10 protein-coding genes are annotated in these 15,894 nt (G+C 62.3%); 6 read left to right on the top strand and 4 right to left on the bottom strand.

What is annotated here, in order from left to right:
• Positions 1 to 322: 322 nt before the first annotated feature.
• Both pflB and eno read right to left on the bottom strand, forming a co-directional pair.
• Complete coding sequence (gene pflB, locus B5D32_RS11380) at positions 323 to 2,575, bottom strand: formate C-acetyltransferase (RefSeq protein ID WP_078785148.1); 2,253 nt, start codon at positions 2,573 to 2,575, stop codon at positions 323 to 325.
• A gap of 160 nt (positions 2,576 to 2,735) precedes the next feature.
• Positions 2,736 to 4,031, bottom strand: a complete 1,296-nt coding sequence (gene eno, locus B5D32_RS11375; RefSeq protein ID WP_078785147.1) for a phosphopyruvate hydratase — start codon at positions 4,029 to 4,031, stop codon at positions 2,736 to 2,738.
• 523 nt (positions 4,032 to 4,554) lie between these two features.
• Between eno and B5D32_RS15715 the strand changes: the two genes are divergently transcribed.
• The 5 genes from B5D32_RS15715 to B5D32_RS11350 all read left to right on the top strand — a co-directional run bounded on the left by B5D32_RS15715 (position 4,555) and on the right by B5D32_RS11350 (position 10,014).
• The gene (locus tag B5D32_RS15715; protein ID WP_078785146.1) at positions 4,555 to 5,562 is read left to right on the top strand and encodes an HD domain-containing phosphohydrolase; all 1,008 of its coding nucleotides are present in this window, start codon (positions 4,555 to 4,557) and stop codon (positions 5,560 to 5,562) included.
• Positions 5,563 to 5,758: 196 nt separating this feature from the next.
• The gene (locus B5D32_RS11365; RefSeq protein WP_078785145.1) at positions 5,759 to 6,025 is read left to right on the top strand and encodes a DUF6110 family protein; all 267 of its coding nucleotides are present in this window, start codon (positions 5,759 to 5,761) and stop codon (positions 6,023 to 6,025) included.
• A 189-nt stretch (positions 6,026 to 6,214) separates the two neighbouring features.
• Positions 6,215 to 8,287, top strand: a complete 2,073-nt coding sequence (locus tag B5D32_RS11360) for a heavy metal translocating P-type ATPase (protein ID WP_078785144.1) — start codon at positions 6,215 to 6,217, stop codon at positions 8,285 to 8,287.
• A gap of 249 nt (positions 8,288 to 8,536) precedes the next feature.
• Positions 8,537 to 9,016, top strand: a complete 480-nt coding sequence (locus B5D32_RS11355; protein WP_078785143.1) for a COG2426 family protein — start codon at positions 8,537 to 8,539, stop codon at positions 9,014 to 9,016.
• The gene (locus B5D32_RS11350) at positions 9,016 to 10,014 is read left to right on the top strand and encodes an acyltransferase family protein (RefSeq protein ID WP_078785142.1); all 999 of its coding nucleotides are present in this window, start codon (positions 9,016 to 9,018) and stop codon (positions 10,012 to 10,014) included. The genes B5D32_RS11355 and B5D32_RS11350 overlap by 1 nt, the downstream gene beginning before the upstream one ends.
• 544 nt (positions 10,015 to 10,558) lie before the next feature.
• On the opposite strand, the gene B5D32_RS11345 is transcribed toward B5D32_RS11350, so the two are convergent.
• Complete coding sequence (locus tag B5D32_RS11345) at positions 10,559 to 12,217, bottom strand: putative manganese-dependent inorganic diphosphatase (protein ID WP_078785141.1); 1,659 nt, start codon at positions 12,215 to 12,217, stop codon at positions 10,559 to 10,561.
• Between the two features lie 372 nt (positions 12,218 to 12,589).
• On the opposite strand from B5D32_RS11345, the gene typA reads away from it, so the two are divergent.
• Entirely contained in the window at positions 12,590 to 14,419 is a 1,830-nt protein-coding gene (gene typA / locus B5D32_RS11340) for a translational GTPase TypA (protein ID WP_078785140.1), read from the top strand.
• A gap of 197 nt (positions 14,420 to 14,616) precedes the next feature.
• On the opposite strand, the gene B5D32_RS11335 is transcribed toward typA, so the two are convergent.
• The gene (locus B5D32_RS11335; protein WP_078785139.1) at positions 14,617 to 15,831 is read right to left on the bottom strand and encodes a hypothetical protein; all 1,215 of its coding nucleotides are present in this window, start codon (positions 15,829 to 15,831) and stop codon (positions 14,617 to 14,619) included.
• Between the last annotated feature and the right edge of the window lie 63 nt (positions 15,832 to 15,894).

Here is a 15,894-nt window from a genome sequence, read left to right as displayed (position 1 = left end):
GCCTCCGTTTATTGGGAAAATGAATTGGTAGGGGGCGGCGTCCTCGACGCCCCGTGGCTGCCGCACACGTCCCGGGAGGGATAAATCCCTCCCCTACGCATTTCTTTTGCGGGCGCTTGTAGGGCGGCCAGCCCTCTGGCCACCGCGGAGGGGTCAAGACCCCTCCCTGCAATGCAATTTGAAAAGGGGTGCTGTAAAACGTGAACGGGTAGCTTGCGTAAACCTGCGGGCCGGGCATGCCCGGCCCCTACCGGGTGGTATAACACAGTATACCACAAAAAGGCCCGCAGCCGCGGCTGCGGGCCCTATTCTGCTTACAAAATTACAGGACCTTGTGGCAGGTACGTGCGATAACGTCGAGCTGCTGCTCCTTGGTCAGGTCGATGAACTTGACCGCGTAGCCGGAGACACGGATGGTGAAGTTGGCGTACTCCTCCTTCTCGGGGTGCTCCATGGCGTCCAGCAGCTTTTCCACGCCAAAGACGTTGACGTTCAGGTGGTGGGCACCCTGGTCAAAGTAGCCGTCCATGACCTGCACCAGGTTGGTGACGCGCTCGTCCTCGCTGTGGCCCAGGGCATCGGGGTTGATGGTCTGGGTGTTGGAGATGCCGTCCAGTGCCCAGTGGTAGGGCAGCTTGGCAACGGAGTTCAGGGACGCCAGCAGGCCGTGGGTCTCGGCGCCGTAGCTCGGGTTGCCGCCGGGGGCAAACGGGGTGTACGCCTTGCGGCCATCGGGCATAGCGCCGGTGGCCTTGCCGTAGACGACGTTGGAGGTGATGGTCAGGATCGAGGTGGTGGCCTCGGAGTTGCGGTAGGTGTGGCGGCGCTTGATCTTCTCCAGGAAGCTGCGCAGCAGCTCGACGGCGATGTCATCGGCGCGGTCATCATCGTTGCCGTACTTCGGGAAGTCGCCCTCGATCTCGTAATCGGTGACGAGGCCCTGCTCGTTGCGGATGCACTTGACCTTGGCGTACTTGATGGCGGACAGGGAGTCGACCACATGGCTGAAGCCGGCAATACCGGTAGCGAAGGTGCGGCGGACATCGGTGTCGATCAGGGCCATCTCGGCAGCCTCATAGTAGTACTTGTCGTGCATATACTGGATGAGGTTCAGGATGTTGACATACAGCCCGGCCAGCCAGTCCATCATGACGTCGTACTTGGCCGTGACCTCGCCGTAGTCGAGGTACTCGGCGGTGATGGGGGCGTAAGCGGGGCCGACCTGCTCGCCGAGCTTCTCATCGACGCCGCCGTTGATGGCGTAGAGCAGGCACTTGGCGAGGTTCGCACGTGCGCCGAAGAACTGCATCTCCTTGCCGGTCTGGGTGGCGGAAACGCAGCAGCAGATGGAGTAGTCATCGCCCCAGACAGGCTTCATGACGTCGTCGTTCTCGTACTGGACGCTGGACGTGTCGATGGAGATTTTAGACGCATAGTCCTTGAAGGTCTTGGGCAGGGCGCTGGAATACAGCACCGTCATGTTCGGCTCGGGGGCGGGGCCCATGTTCTCGAGCGTATGCAGGAAGCGGAAGTCGTTCTTGGTGACCATGGAGCGGCCATCCATGCCGATGCCGCCGACCTCGAGGGTCGCCCAGACGGGGTCGCCGCTGAACAGCTGGTTGTAGCTGGGGATGCGGGCGAACTTGACCATACGGAACTTCATGACCATGTGGTCGATCAGCTCCTGGGCCTCGCTCTCGGTCAGGGTGCCGTTGTCCAGATCGCGCTGGATGTAGATGTCCAGGAAGGTGGACACACGGCCAACGGACATGGCAGCGCCGTTCTGGGTCTTGATGGCGGCCAGATAGCCGAAGTACAGCCACTGGACGGCCTCTTTTGCGTTGGCGGCGGGCTGGGAGATGTCGAAGCCGTAGGCAGCAGCCATCTCCTTCATGCCCTTCAGGGCGGAGATCTGCATAGAGATTTCCTCGCGCTGGCGGACGACCTCCTCGGTCATCGTGCCGTCGCCGCAGTTGGCAAAGTCGTTCTGCTTGGCCTTGATGAGGTAGTCGATGCCGTACAGCGCCACGCGGCGGTAGTCGCCGACGATACGGCCGCGGCCATAGGTGTCGGGCAGGCCGGTGACGATGTGGCTGTGGCGGGCCTTCTTCATCTCGGGGGTGTAGGCATCGAACACGGCCTGATTATGGGTGCGGGTGTACTTGGTGAAAATCTCGTGCAGCTTCTCGCTGGGCTGGTAGCCGTAGGTGGTGCAGGCCTGCTCCGCCATCTTGATGCCGCCGTAGGGCATGAAGGCGCGCTTCAGGGGCTTATCGGTCTGCAGGCCGACGACCTTCTCGAGGTCCTTCAGCTCGGGGTCGATGTAGCCGGGGCCGTAGGCGGTCAGGCCGGAGACGACCTCGGTCTCCATGTCCAGCACGCCGCCCTTGGCGCGCTCGGCTTTCTGCAGCTTCTGCAGCGCGCCCCACAGCTTGTTGGTAGCGTCGGTAGGACCAGCGAGGAAGCTCTCGTCGCCGTCGTAGGGGGTGTAGTTCTTCTGGATGAAGTCACGGGTGTTGACTTCCTCTTTCCAAATGCGGCCTTCAAAGCCTTCCCACTGTTTGAAATCTGTCATTGTGCACCTCTTTTAATGTATGGACCGCCGGGCGCATTTCGCCCGGCTTTGAGTATTATACCAGAATTACAGGGCTTTGTGTGTTGTTTGGGCAACAGTTTTTGATTTGTAGGGGCGGATGCGAGCATCCGCCCGCGGCATTTTCTCTCCTCTCTAGCACTTACTTTTTAATGTTAAACGCCCCAAACCCCGGATACTGCGCGGCGCTGCCAAGCTCCTCCTCGATGCGGAGAAGCTGGTTGTACTTGGCGACGCGCTCGCTGCGGCTGGGGGCGCCGGTCTTGATCTGGCAGGTGTTCAGCGCAACGGCCAGGTCGGCAATCGTAGTGTCCTCGGTCTCGCCGGAGCGGTGGGACGCAATGGCGGTGTAACCGGCCTTGTGCGCCATCTTGATGGCCTCCAGCGTCTCGGAAACCGAGCCGATCTGGTTCAGCTTGATGAGGATCGAGTTGCCGCAGCCCAAGCGAATGCCCTTGGACAGGCGCTCGGTGTTCGTGACGAACAGGTCGTCGCCGACCAGCTGGACCTTGCCGCCCAGCTCCTTCGTCATGTGCTGCCAGCCCTCCCAGTCCTCCTCGTCGAGGCCGTCCTCGATGGAGTAGATGGGATACTTCTCGACCAGCTGCTTCCAGTGCTCGACCAGCTCCTCACTGGTAAAGACCTTGCCGCACTTGGGCAGCTTATACTCGCCCTTTTTGCTGCCCTTCCATTCGCTGGAGGCAGCATCCATGGCCAGCACAAAATCCCTGCCGGGCAGGTAGCCGGCCTTCTCGATGGCCTCAAGGATATACTGAATGGCCTCCTCGTCGCTGGCAAGGTCGGGTGCAAAGCCGCCCTCGTCACCGACGGAGGTGGCCAGACCCTTGGATTTCAGCAGCGCCTGCAGGGCGTGGAACACCTCAGTGCACCAGCGCAGACCCTCCTTGAAGCTGGGCGCACCGGCGGGCATGATCATGAACTCCTGCACGTCCACAGTGTTGGCCGCGTGCGCGCCGCCGTTCAGGATGTTCATCATGGGAACGGGCAGCTTGTTGCCGGACACGCCGCCCAGGAAGCGGTACAGGGGCACATCCAGCGAGATGGCCGCCGCGCGGGCCGCTGCGATGGAAACCGCCAGAATGGCGTTTGCACCGAGGTTGGACTTATCCTTGGTGCCGTCGGCCTTCAGCATAGCGGCGTCCACGGCGTAGATGTCGGAGGCATCCATGCCGGCGAGAACCTCGTTGATGGTGGTGTTGATGTTCTCAACAGCCTTGCTGACGCCCTTGCCGCCGAAGCGGCTCTTGTCGCCGTCGCGCAGCTCCAGAGCCTCAAATTCACCGGTGGACGCACCGCTGGGGGCAGCACCGCGGCCAATCGTGCCGTCGGCCAGCCATACCTCTGCCTCGACGGTGGGGTTGCCGCGGGAGTCGATAATCTCGCGGCCAATGACCTTCTCAATTTCCAGATAGCTCATGGTACAAAGTCCTTTCTCTATAAACTGCTTTTTCAGTATGCCCGGAATGGGATAAAGCGATACTTCAAGGTTAGCGCAAGCTAACCAATGACAAGATAGCATAGACTAACCGCTTTTGTCAAGAGGGAGAAATAAACACCCGTTCGGCACAGTGGGCAGCGGAAATGTGGGGCAGCTACAGACGTCGAAACACTCTTGTAGGGGCGAGCATTGCTCGCCCGTGCCCGTTTGCCTTGCAAGAAACTGTCCCGGAAAATGCGTTGCTGCGGTAAGCTGGCGGGCGACCAATGGTCGCCCCTACACACGCAACAAGGCAAAAATACATTTTTTTGACAGTCAGCGGGCGGGATGTATCCCTCCCGAAATGTTTCCGCCGGCGCCCCCCTCCACAGCGTAGTGTGCCCCCCACCTCACTCCTAACTCCTCTCTTGACAAATCCCCCTTCTTGCAGTAAGATAGTTTACGCTAACTGTTAGAGAATGCTAACCTTTGGCGATCCTATCACGGAAAGGAGCCGCGGTCCATGGCAAACCAACCGCAGCAGCCGGACACCGCGCTGCACAACGCAAGCCATCTGATGCAATATCATGACCTGATTGAGAGCATCGTCGCCGCCCTGGACGCGCGCGATGCCTACACAGCCAGTCACTCTGACCGGGTGGCGGACATGGTGCTGGTGCTCGCCGCCGCCCTCGGCCTGGACGAGGACGAGACGACCCGCATCCACATGGCCGCCCACCTGCACGACATCGGCAAGATCGCCGTGCCGGATTCCGTCCTGCGCAAGGCCGGGCCGCTGACCCGGCCCGAATGGGAGGAAATGCGCCGCCATCCCGTGACCGGGTATGAAATCCTGCGCAAAATCGACGATTTTAAAGAAATTGCCATACTGGTGCGCCATCACCATGAGCGGTGGGATGGCCGCGGCTACCCGGACGGGCTGTCGGGGCATGACATCCCGCCGGGGTCGCGCGTCATTGCCGTGGCGGACTCCATTGATGCGATGATGAGCAGCCGCAGCTACCGCCCCGCCATGACCAGTGCTGCCTGCCGCCGCGAGATCGAAAAAAACAGCGGCATCATGTATGACCCCCGCGTGGCCGCCGCCGCGCTGGAACACTGGGACGAGCTGGTCAGCCGCTATGCCGGGGCCGACACGCCCCGCACGCCCTACTTTGACCGTTTGCAGCTGGAGCATACCCGCCAGGCGCACGATTATCTGCTGACCCACCAGGGCAGCCGCATCACCCTGCCCGAGCTGGCCGCAAAATTTCACCTGTCCCAAAGCTCGCTGAAGATCTGCTTCAAGGCGCTGTACGGCGTGCCGGTGGCCAGCTATCTGCGCGGGCTGCGGATGGACACCGCCGCCCGGCTTTTGCAGGAGAGCGACCTGCCCGTGGCCGAGATCGCGCACCGCGTCGGCTATGAGGACCCCAGCCGCTTTGCCGCGGCCTTCCGCCGCCACACAGGCCGCCGCCCCACCGAGCTGCGGCGGGTGGCGTGCCCGACGGCAAGCAGCCACACCGCGTAAGATTTTCTTGGCCCCCTCTGCGAGGGGGCCAAGGAGACTTTTGGCGAAAAAATCCATTCTGCACACCGTATGCCTTTTCAGTCTACCCCAGTCGTGGCTAACCGTTGTAGAATTATGTGTAAACCTTACAGGTTCGCCCGATGGGGCACATTTTATACACCATCGCAAGCATATTACAGTAAAGGGGATTTGAACTATGAATTGGGCAAAGATCGGTCTGTTTGCAGGCGGCGCTCTGTTTGGCTCCGCCGGTATTGAGATTCTGACCAGCAAGGATGCGAAGAAGCTGTATACCCAGTGCACCGCCGCTGTCCTGCGCATGAAGGACCAGGTCATGAAGACCGCCACCACCCTGCAGGAGAACTGCGGCGACATCCTGGCCGACGCCAAGGAGATCAACGAGCAGCGCGCCGCCGAGGATGACGCCGTTCTGGAGGACACCGCCGAGGAGAAGGCTGAGTAAGTTTTCGCTGCTGCAAAAGCCTTCCCCGCGGGCGGGGAAGGTGGCCGAGCAAAGCGAGGTCGGATGAGGTGCGTGTTCGCCGCAGCCACCCGTTCACGGGATACTGCGGAACAGTCCGCCCTCATCAGCCGCCGTTGGCGGCAGCTTCCCCCTCGGGGGAAGCCTTTTTTATTTACCGGGAGAGTAATTATGAAATGGAATATTCTGCATGAGAGCCGCGGGCGCATCCGCCTGCATCTCCGTAAGCCGCGCATGTCGCTGGCCGAGGCGGACCAGCTGCAGGACTATCTGACCAGCCTGCCCGGCGTGCGCACCGCCGCCGTGTATGAGCGCACCTGCGACGTCGTCATCGTCTATACCGAGAGCCGCGCCGGTATCGTCAGGGGCCTGGCAGCCTTCCGCTTTGACACGGAGGCCCTGGCCGAGGTGCCCGCCAACAGCCCCCGCGCCGTCAACCGCGAATATCAGGAAAAGCTCGTCAATATGACGATCTTCCACCTTGCGCGCAAGCTGTTCCTGCCCGCGCCGCTGCGCATGGTCTACACACTGGTGCGCAGCGTGCCCTATATTTTCCGCGGTCTGCGGTGCGTTTTCCGCCGCAAGCTCGAGGTCGAGGTCCTCGACGCGCTGTCCATCGGCGTGTCGATGCTGCGCGGCGATTTCGGCACAGCAGGCTCCGTCATGTTCCTGCTGCGCCTGGGCGAGCTGCTGGAGGAATGGACCCGCAAGAAATCGCTGGGCGACCTGGCCCGCTGCATGTCGCTGAACGTGGACCGCGTCTGGCAGCAGACCGCCGAGGGCGAGGTCCTTGTGCCGATCTCGCAGGTGTGCGCGGGCGACGCCATCGTCGTGCACACCGGCAGCGTCATCCCGCTGGACGGCAGGGTGCTGGACGGCGAGGCCAGCGTCAACCAGGCCTCCCTGACCGGCGAGGCCGAGCCCGTCCGCAAGAGCGAGGGGGCCGTCGTCTACGCGGGCACCGTCGTCGAGGAGGGCCAGATCACCGTGACCGTCGAGCAGCAGGCCGGCAACGGACGCTACGACCAGATCGTCAAGATGATCGAGAACTCCGAGAAGCTGAAATCCGCCAGCGAGACCCGCGCCGCCGCGCTGGCCGACAAGCTGGTCCCGTACAGCCTGCTGGGCACCGCCGTGACCTACGCGCTGACCCGCAACGCGACCCGTGCGATCTCGATCCTGATGGTCGATTTTTCCTGTGCGCTCAAGCTGTCGATGCCGCTGGCCGTGCTGTCCGCCATGCGTGAGTGCAGCAGCTACCATATCACGGTCAAGGGCGGCAAGTATCTGGAGGCTCTGGCCAACGCCGATACCATCGTCTTTGACAAGACCGGCACGCTGACCCACGCGACGCCCACCGTTGTGCAGGTCGTGCCGTTCGGCACCCGCACCGAGGACGAGGTTTTACAGATTGCGGCCTGTCTGGAGGAGCACTACCCCCACTCGATGGCGAACGCCGTCGTGCAGGCCGCTGCCGCAAAGGGCATCCGCCACGACGAGATGCACAGCGAGGTGCAGTACGTCGTCGCCCACGGCATTGCCAGCCAGATCGGCGGCGAGAAGGCCGTTATCGGCAGCCAGCACTTTGTCTTTGAGGACGAGGGCTGCTATATTCCGACGAACGAGTGCGGCAAATTCGACGCGCTGCCGCCGGAATATTCCCACCTGTATCTGGCCATCGGCGGTGTGCTGGCCGGTGCCATCTGCATCGCCGACCCGCTGCGCGAGGAAGCCTCCGAGGTTTTGAAACAGCTGCGCGGCCTGGGCATCCGCAAGGCCGTCATGATGACCGGCGACAATGACCGCACCGCGTCGGTCATTGCGAAGCAGGTCGGCGTGGACCGCTACTACGCCGAGGTCCTGCCCGAGGACAAGGCCAACTTTGTCGAGCAGGAGAAGGCCGCCGGGCACACCGTCATCATGCTGGGCGACGGCATCAACGACTCCCCCGCCCTGTCCGCCGCCGACGTCGGCATTGCCATCAGCGACGGCGCGGCCATTGCCCGGGAAATCGCCGACGTCACGATTGCCGCCGACAGCCTGCGCGAGCTGGTGATCTTGAAGTCCATTGCCAACGGCCTGCAGAAGCGCACCGAGAGCAACTACCGCTTTATCATGAGCTTCAACAGCACCCTCATCATCCTGGGCGCCATGGGCATCCTGCCCCCGGCCACGTCCGCACTTTTGCATAATGCGTCCACGCTGGGTGTCAGCCTGAAAAGCATGACGAATCTGCTGGATTGAGACAAGGCAGCGGCGTAGGGGCCGGACATGTCCGGCCCGCAGCTTTCCCGCATACGCCCGTCTGCCATACACCGCCGGGCCGGGCATGCCCGGCCCCTACCGCACATTTTCGCTGCCGTCCCCTCGCCGGGGGCGGCTTTTTTCATTTTTACGTCAATTTTACACGTTCACCTCTTGCCAGACGCACAAATATTTTGTATAATAAAATTTGTCTGTACTATTGTTTCAACGTATAAGCGAGGTTTTCAAATGCTGACAAAATACCTGAGTGTGTTCTTGATTTCGATGGTCCCCCTGATCGAGCTGCGCGGCGCGATCCCCGTGGGCGTGGCCATGGGCCTGCCGCTGTGGCAGGTGTACGTCATCGCCATCATCGGCAATATGCTCCCCGTGCCGTTCATCTTCTTCTTTGCCCGCAAGGTGCTGGAGTGGGGTGCGGATAAGCCGGTCATCGGCAAGTTCTTCACCTTCTGCCTCGAAAAAGGCCACAAGGGCGGCGCGAAGCTGAAGGCCACGGCGGGCCGCGGCCTGCCGTGGGCGCTGCTGCTGTTCGTCGGCATTCCGCTGCCCGGCACGGGTGCGTGGACCGGCACGCTGGCCGCCAGCCTTTTGGACATGGACTTTAAGTCCAGCGTCCGCGCCTGCATGGGCGGCGTGCTGCTGGCAGGCTGCATCATGGGCGCGCTGAGTGTGCTGGGCGTATCCGCCTTCGGCGCTGTCGCGGCGTGATGCCCCAAAATTATCGTCCCGGGCTGGATGTGGTTCGGCTGGCCGCGCTGCTGCCCGTGCTGTGCTACCACTATTGCATCGAGGCCGCGCGCCTGGGCTTTGCCGTGCCGACGGCGCTGATTGGCCGCGGCATGGCCGACTGGGTCGAGGTCGGGCTGGCGTGGTTTTTTCTGCTGTCCGGTGCGGCGCTCTGCCTGCAATGGCAGGGACGGTTTGACGCCCGGCGCTACTTTGTGGGCCGCGCCGCCGCGACCTACCCGGCGTTCTGGCTGGGGTTTGGCGCGCTGTTCCTGTACGGCGAGGTCCTGCACGGCAACAACGCCGATATTCCGCGCTGGCGTGTGATTTTTTCAGTGCTGGGGCTGGATGGGTATTTAGCGCCCGTGACGGTCACTTTCTACAAAATCGGCGAGTGGTTTTTGGGCGTTATCCTGATTTTGTATCTCGTGTTCCCGCTGCTGCTCCGGTGCATGGAGACCGCAGCGCACCGCCGGGTGCTGGCGCTCTGCATGGCAGTGCTGGCCGTTGTCTGGCCGCTCGTCTGCCCCGCTCCGTGGGAGGCCGGGCATACGGTACTGGGCCGCCTGCCCGCGTTTGCGCTGGGGGTGTGGTTCGGCACGCTGCTGAAAAAGAACGCGCTGCCGTCCTATCGGCTGTATATCGGGCTGGCGGTCTGCCCGCTTTTGTGGGTGGACGAAGTGCCGCGTCTGGCCGTGCTGTTGGTGCTGGCGTCGGTGCTGTTCTGGGCAGTCTATGCCGCCGGGCAGCACGTACCCGCACCGCTTTGCCCCGCCCTGCGGCGGCTGGCGGGCTGGTGCTACGGCGTGTACCTGGTGCATCATGTCCTGCTGACGCTGGTATTCCTGCCGTTTGTGCAGGGGCACGGCCTGCCGCTGGCCGGGATGTTCCCGGTGTATCTCGCCGCCAGCTTTGTGCCGGCGGCGGTGCTGACGGCGGTAAGCCGCCCGCTTGGCAAGGCCATAAAAAAGCTGGCATAAAAACAAAGGACGCATGACCTTTACGGTTGTGCGTCCTTTTTATGTAGTGGGTGGCGATGGGAAGGTGTGCGGGAGGGATGAATCCCTCCCCTACAAATCAACCGCAAAAAGGTCTACGGCGGTAAGCCGCGGGCCGGGCATGCCCGGCCCCTACGGACTGCTGTTTCCGGCATCGGGGGTTCGGGGGCGCTTGGCGGCGCACAACGAGCGCCGCCAGTTTGCTTCGCAAACACGCTCGTGCGGTTGTTTGCCCCGCAGGGGCAAACATTGCTCGCTCCCCAGTTTCGCTGCGCTCAACTGTGGCCCCGCGCTCGCAACCCCGCAACACCCGAATTTAAAGTGGAGGAAGGGGCGGGGGCGTTAAGAACGAAAAGTAATACTGCTTTCGTTTAGCCCCCGCCTCTTCCGACTTCCGCTTTGGGGTTCTTAGGGGCGTGCAGCCCCTAAGGCGCGGGTTCGCTGCGTCGCAACAGCGAGACTTTTCTTTGCTACTTTCTTTTGGTCACAAAAGAAAGTAGGACCTCCCGGGAGACTGCCGTTAATCTTACTGCCGCGCCTGCAAAGCTGCCAGCAGCGGCGGGATGAGCTGCTTCTTGCGGCTGACGACACCGGGCAGTTTGGCTATGTTCCCCTCCGGCTCGACGTGGAACGCATCGCGGATGATCTCCTCGGCGTTGTGGCCGTAGAACATCAGGTCGGTGCTCTGGGTCTTCATGTCGGTGAACATGTAGAAGATCAGCGGCAGACCCTCGCGGCGGCTCGCCTCGGGCAGGAACGGTTGCACAAGCGCCTCGGCGGCGGCGCGGGACTTGTCGGTCATGTAGGTGGACTGGCCGACGCCGAACTTGACGTCGCCGCGGCTGAACGCCTTGAAGTCCGAGCTGAACACATCCTCCGCCGTGCGGCCCGTCAGGTCGGCACCTGCCTCAAACATCTGCTCGGCGTAGGACTGGATGTCCTCGCCCGCCAGCGCGGCCAACGCCTTGGCGGCGGCTTCGTCCTGCGGGGTGGACGTCGGAGAGCGGAACACCAGCGTATCGGACAGAATGGCCGACAGCAGCAGACCCGCGATCTCGCGGCTGGGCGTCAGGCCCTGCTCGCCGTACATCTGGTACAAAATCGTGGCCGTGCAGCCCACCGGAACATTGCGGAAATAGACCGGGCCGGTGGTCTCCAGACTGCCGATGCGGTGATGGTCGATGATCTCCAGAATGTCCGCCTGCTCCAGACCGTCCACGGCCTGGGTGCGCTCATTGTGGTCAACGAGAATGACCTGCTTGCGGTGCAGGTTCAACAGGTTACGGCGGCTGACGACGCCGCAGTACTTGCCGTTCTCATCCAGGATCGGGAAATAGCGGTGACGCACGCTGGCCATAACCTTTTTGGCGTCCTCAATCGGCGTATTTACGCTGAATTTCAGCAATTCCTTCGTGCGCATAAAGTGGCGCACCGGCGCGGCGGTGGAGATGAGCCGCGCGGCGGCGTAGGTATCGTAGGGGGTCGCCAGCACGGCGCAGCCCTTTTCCTGCGCACGTGCCACGATGGTGCGCGGCACCGCGGAGCCGCAGCAGACAACGATGGCCTGCGCGCCGCAGTCGATGGCGCACATCTGGGTCTCGTACCGGTTGGAGACCAGCACAAGGTCGCCGGGCTTGACCAGCTCCTCCATGATTTCCGGGCTGGTGCCGATGCAGATATTGCCGCTGTCAATGTGGGCGTCGGCGCTGCCGACCACCAGCTCAGCCTCCAGCGTTTCCAGCAGGTTCGTGCAGCGGGTGTTGGCCGCGGCCAGCACTGCCGTGTCGAACAGGTCCATGTTCGCGTCGGCAATGTCCTTGATGGTGATAAGCCCCTGCAGCTCGTTGTCGCTGTCCACGATGCAGAGCGTGTCGATCTCGACGTCGCGCATCAGGTTCCAGGCCGCGCGCAGGCTCATCTCGCCGTCGATGCCCGCCTGCTTGCGGATGTCGATGTCCTTGATCTGCGGGCTGACGTCGGTGCAAAGCCGCGGCGGCTCCACGCCGAAGTGCTGCAGAACGAACCGCGTTTCCCGGTTCACATGTCCGGCGCGGCGGGCCTCATACAGGCCGGTCAGGCTGCCGCGGTTTTTCAGCCAGGCATACGCCAGCGCGGAGCAGATCGAGTCCGTGTCCGGGTTCTGGTGGCCGATGATGTTGATGTGGCGTACCGTGTTGTTTGCCATAGTGGTTCTCCCTCGTATACTTTGTTTCCCTCATCTTCGCGTCCTTGCCTCCCTCTGGGAGGGAGGTGCCCCGAAGGGGCGGAGGGAGAGAACCTTGCCATTGCCCGAAACCTTCTCACCTGGCCAGGCTCTCTCCCCCACCCGCTGCGGCGGGAGCCCCCTCCCAGAGGGGGCCAAGGAGAATGTAAAGCCGTATGGTTTAATTAGTGTAAAATATCACTATAATAATCCATATTATAGCACACATTTTTGCGTTTTGCGATTCTTGACAAATACCACATTATAGCGTATTATAAAATAGTATGTGGATATTGGGGCTTTGCCCCTGCAAATATCAGTATATCGGCATTTTCAATTTGAGAGGGAACGTATATGATTCAGGAAAATCTCCGCAACGTCGCGATCATCGCGCACGTCGACCACGGCAAGACCACCCTGGTCGACCAGATGCTGAAGCAGTCCGGTGCTTTCCGTGCCAACCAGCAGGTGGCCGAGCGCGTCATGGACTCCGGCGACATCGAGCGTGAGCGCGGCATCACGATTCTGGCCAAGAACTGCTCCTGCGAGTACAACGGCGTCAAGATCAACATCGTTGACACCCCGGGCCACGCCGACTTCGGCGGCGAGGTCGAGCGCGTGCTGAAGATGGTCAACGGCGTTCTGCTGCTGGTCGATGCAGCCGAGGGCTGCATGCCCCAGACCCGTTTTGTTCTGCAGAAGGCTCTGCAGCAGAACCTGTCTCTGGTCATCGCCGTCAACAAGATTGACCGTCCCGATGCCCGCATTGCCGAGGTCATCGACGAGATTTTGGAGCTGCTGATGGACCTGGGCGCTACCGACGAGCAGCTGGACAGCCCGATGGTGTTCTGCTCCGGGCGCAACGGCACGGCCAGCTACGACTGGACCGACCCTGCCTCCGGCACGGACCTGAAGCCCCTGTTTGACACTATCCTGAAATATGTGCAGCCGCCGGAGGGCGAGCCCGACGAGCCGCTGCAGATGCTGGTCTCCAGCGTTGACTACAACGACTTCGTGGGCCGCATGGGCGTTGGCCGCGTGCAGAACGGCGTCATCAAGGTCGGCAGCCCGATCCAGGTCTGCGACTGGCACAACCCCGACGTACACATGAGCGGCCGCATCACCAAGCTGTTCGACTTCAAGGCCAATGGCCGTGAGCCGATCGAGAGCGCCCAGGCCGGCGACATCGTCGCATTTGCGGGTCTGCCCGATATTTCCATCGGCAACACGATCTGCGACCCCAGCAAGGTGCAGCCCCTGCCCTTTGTCAAGATCAACGATCCCACGGTGGAAATGACCTTCTCGGTCAACGATTCCCCGTTTGCCGGCAAGGAGGGCAAGTACGTCACCTCCCGCCAGATCCGTGACCGCCTGATGCGCGAGCTGCTGAAGGACGTCGCCCTGAAGGTCGAGGATTCCGCCACGAACGATTCCTTCCGCGTCATGGGCCGCGGCGAAATGCACCTGTCCATCCTGATCGAGACGATGCGCCGCGAAGGCTATGAGCTGCAGGTCAGCCCCCCGCACGTTCTGACCCACGAGGAGAACGGCAAGGTCATGGAGCCCATGGAGCGCGTCGTCGTCGACGTGCCCGAGACCTATCAGGGCAACGTCATGACCGCTCTGGGCGCCCGCAAGGCCATCCTGATGAACATGCAGATGATGAACAGCCGCTCCCGCATCGAGTTCCGTATGCCCAGCCGCGGCCTGTTCGGCTATCGCAGCCAGTTCCTGACCGACACCCACGGTGAGGGCATCATGAACACGATCTTCGACGGCTACGAGGAATGGTGCGGCGACATCCAGACCCGCTCCACCGGCTCCCTCATCAGCTTTGATACCGGCGACGCCGTCACTTACGGCCTGTTCAACGCCCAGCAGCGCGGCACCCTGATCGTCAACGCAGGCGAGAAGGTCTACGCCGGTGAGGTCGTCGGCTACACCCCGACGGGCGAGGACATCACGGTCAACGTCTGCAAGACGAAGCACCTGACCAACACCCGCGCCTCCGGCAGCGACGACGCCCTGCGTCTGGTGCCTGTCTCCAAGTTCAGCCTCGAGGGCTGCCTTGAGTTCCTGGCGCCCGACGAGCTGCTGGAAGTCACCCCCGAGAACCTGCGCATCCGCAAGCGCATTCTGGACCACGACCTGCGCATGAAGGCCGCCAGCAAGAAGAATAAGTAATTTATTCGCATAAAAACGAGCCGTCCCGACGATTGGGGCGGCTCGTTTTGATTTTTGTCGAGTTGTAGGGGCCGGGCATGCCCGGCCTCTACGTGCGGGGGTGTGTGGGACGGTGCGTGCCCGCACGCATGGCCCCCGGAGCGGTCAAGACCGCTCCCTACAAATTGCCCATAACCGGCGGTCCGCATTTTACCGCCTCACTCCGTCCACATCTCCACCGCGGTATACTCCCGGCTTCCCGCCAGATACGCGCCCAAATCGATCAGCGCATACCGGCTGGCGGCCACGCCGCTGCGGTCAATGTACCCGTCCGTCACCAAAATGCGGCCATCGTCGGTCAGGGCTATCGGGAAATTCCTGTTCCCGGTGGCATCGGACCCGGCCTCCTCATAGGGGACCTCGTACCGCGCGCCGTTGTCGATGCTGTAAAGCGTCAGGGTGTCCGTTCCCCGCCACAGCACCACCAGCCTGAGCTGGCCGTCCTGCAAAAGCGGCCAGAAATTGCTGTACTCCCCGCCCTTGGAGTCGGCGCTGCATTCCTCCTGCCAGATGCCCGCGGTGCGGTCATAGCTGACCAGCGTGTTCTTCCGGCTGAGCGCGGACGCATCGTCCGTGCAGGAGACCCCAAAATACAGCTTGTCGCCGCAGTAACCCAGATAGGATTTCAGCTCGTTGTGGTCCTCGGGATAGTACGGCTCATCGAACACCTTTTCAATCGTGTTCGTCGCCGGATCGTAGAGGTCGTACTCCCGCAGCGAGTTTTGCAGCACGGCGTCCCGCATTTCCTCGTTGCCCTCGCCCTCCGGCAGCGGCGTGTCGGACACAATGCGGGTCAGCAGCACCCGGCTGCCGACTGCGCCCAGAACGCCATCCAGCTGCACAAACGGCAGCGACGCAGTGGTCAGCTCCCCGGTCTGCCAGTCCAGCCGCGTGCAGGCCGTGCCCCAAATGTCATACGCCGCGTACTCGTCGTAGAGGTTGGGGTAAAATTTTCTCGGGACGGTCTGCTCCTCGACGCTGCCGTCGGGGCGGATGGCCGTGTGGGCAAACACGGTGCCGCCCTCGGAGTCCCAGAAGTATTCCACCGTGTCCCCGTGCTGCATGATGGCTACCGGGATCTGCCGCGACAGGTCGATGTCACAGAGCTTTGTCTGCACGCCCGCCGCGTAGTCGAGCTTCAGGATCGGCTCGGTCTCAAGCCCCGAGAACGGTATCTCAACCGAGGCGGCGCCTGTGTCCATCACCTCCGGGATGGCCATTTGCAGCGTCCCCACCGGGAACGCCGCCGCGACCTCGCCGGTGGCTGCGGTCTCGGCGGGCGGGGCAGCTTCGGCTGGGGACGATACCTCGGGTGCGGCGGTGCAGGCGGTCAGGGCCAGCGCGGAGGCCAGCAGAAGGACGAGTTTTCTCATGGTTTGTCTCCTTTCCGGTTCCGTTTTCGCCATCATACCACCCGGTTGTGTCCGAGTTGTGAC

Source organism: Gemmiger formicilis, assembly GCF_900167555.1.
Lineage (GTDB): Bacteria > Bacillota > Clostridia > Oscillospirales > Ruminococcaceae > Gemmiger > Gemmiger formicilis.
This window is presented reverse-complemented; position numbering and strand designations above follow the sequence as displayed.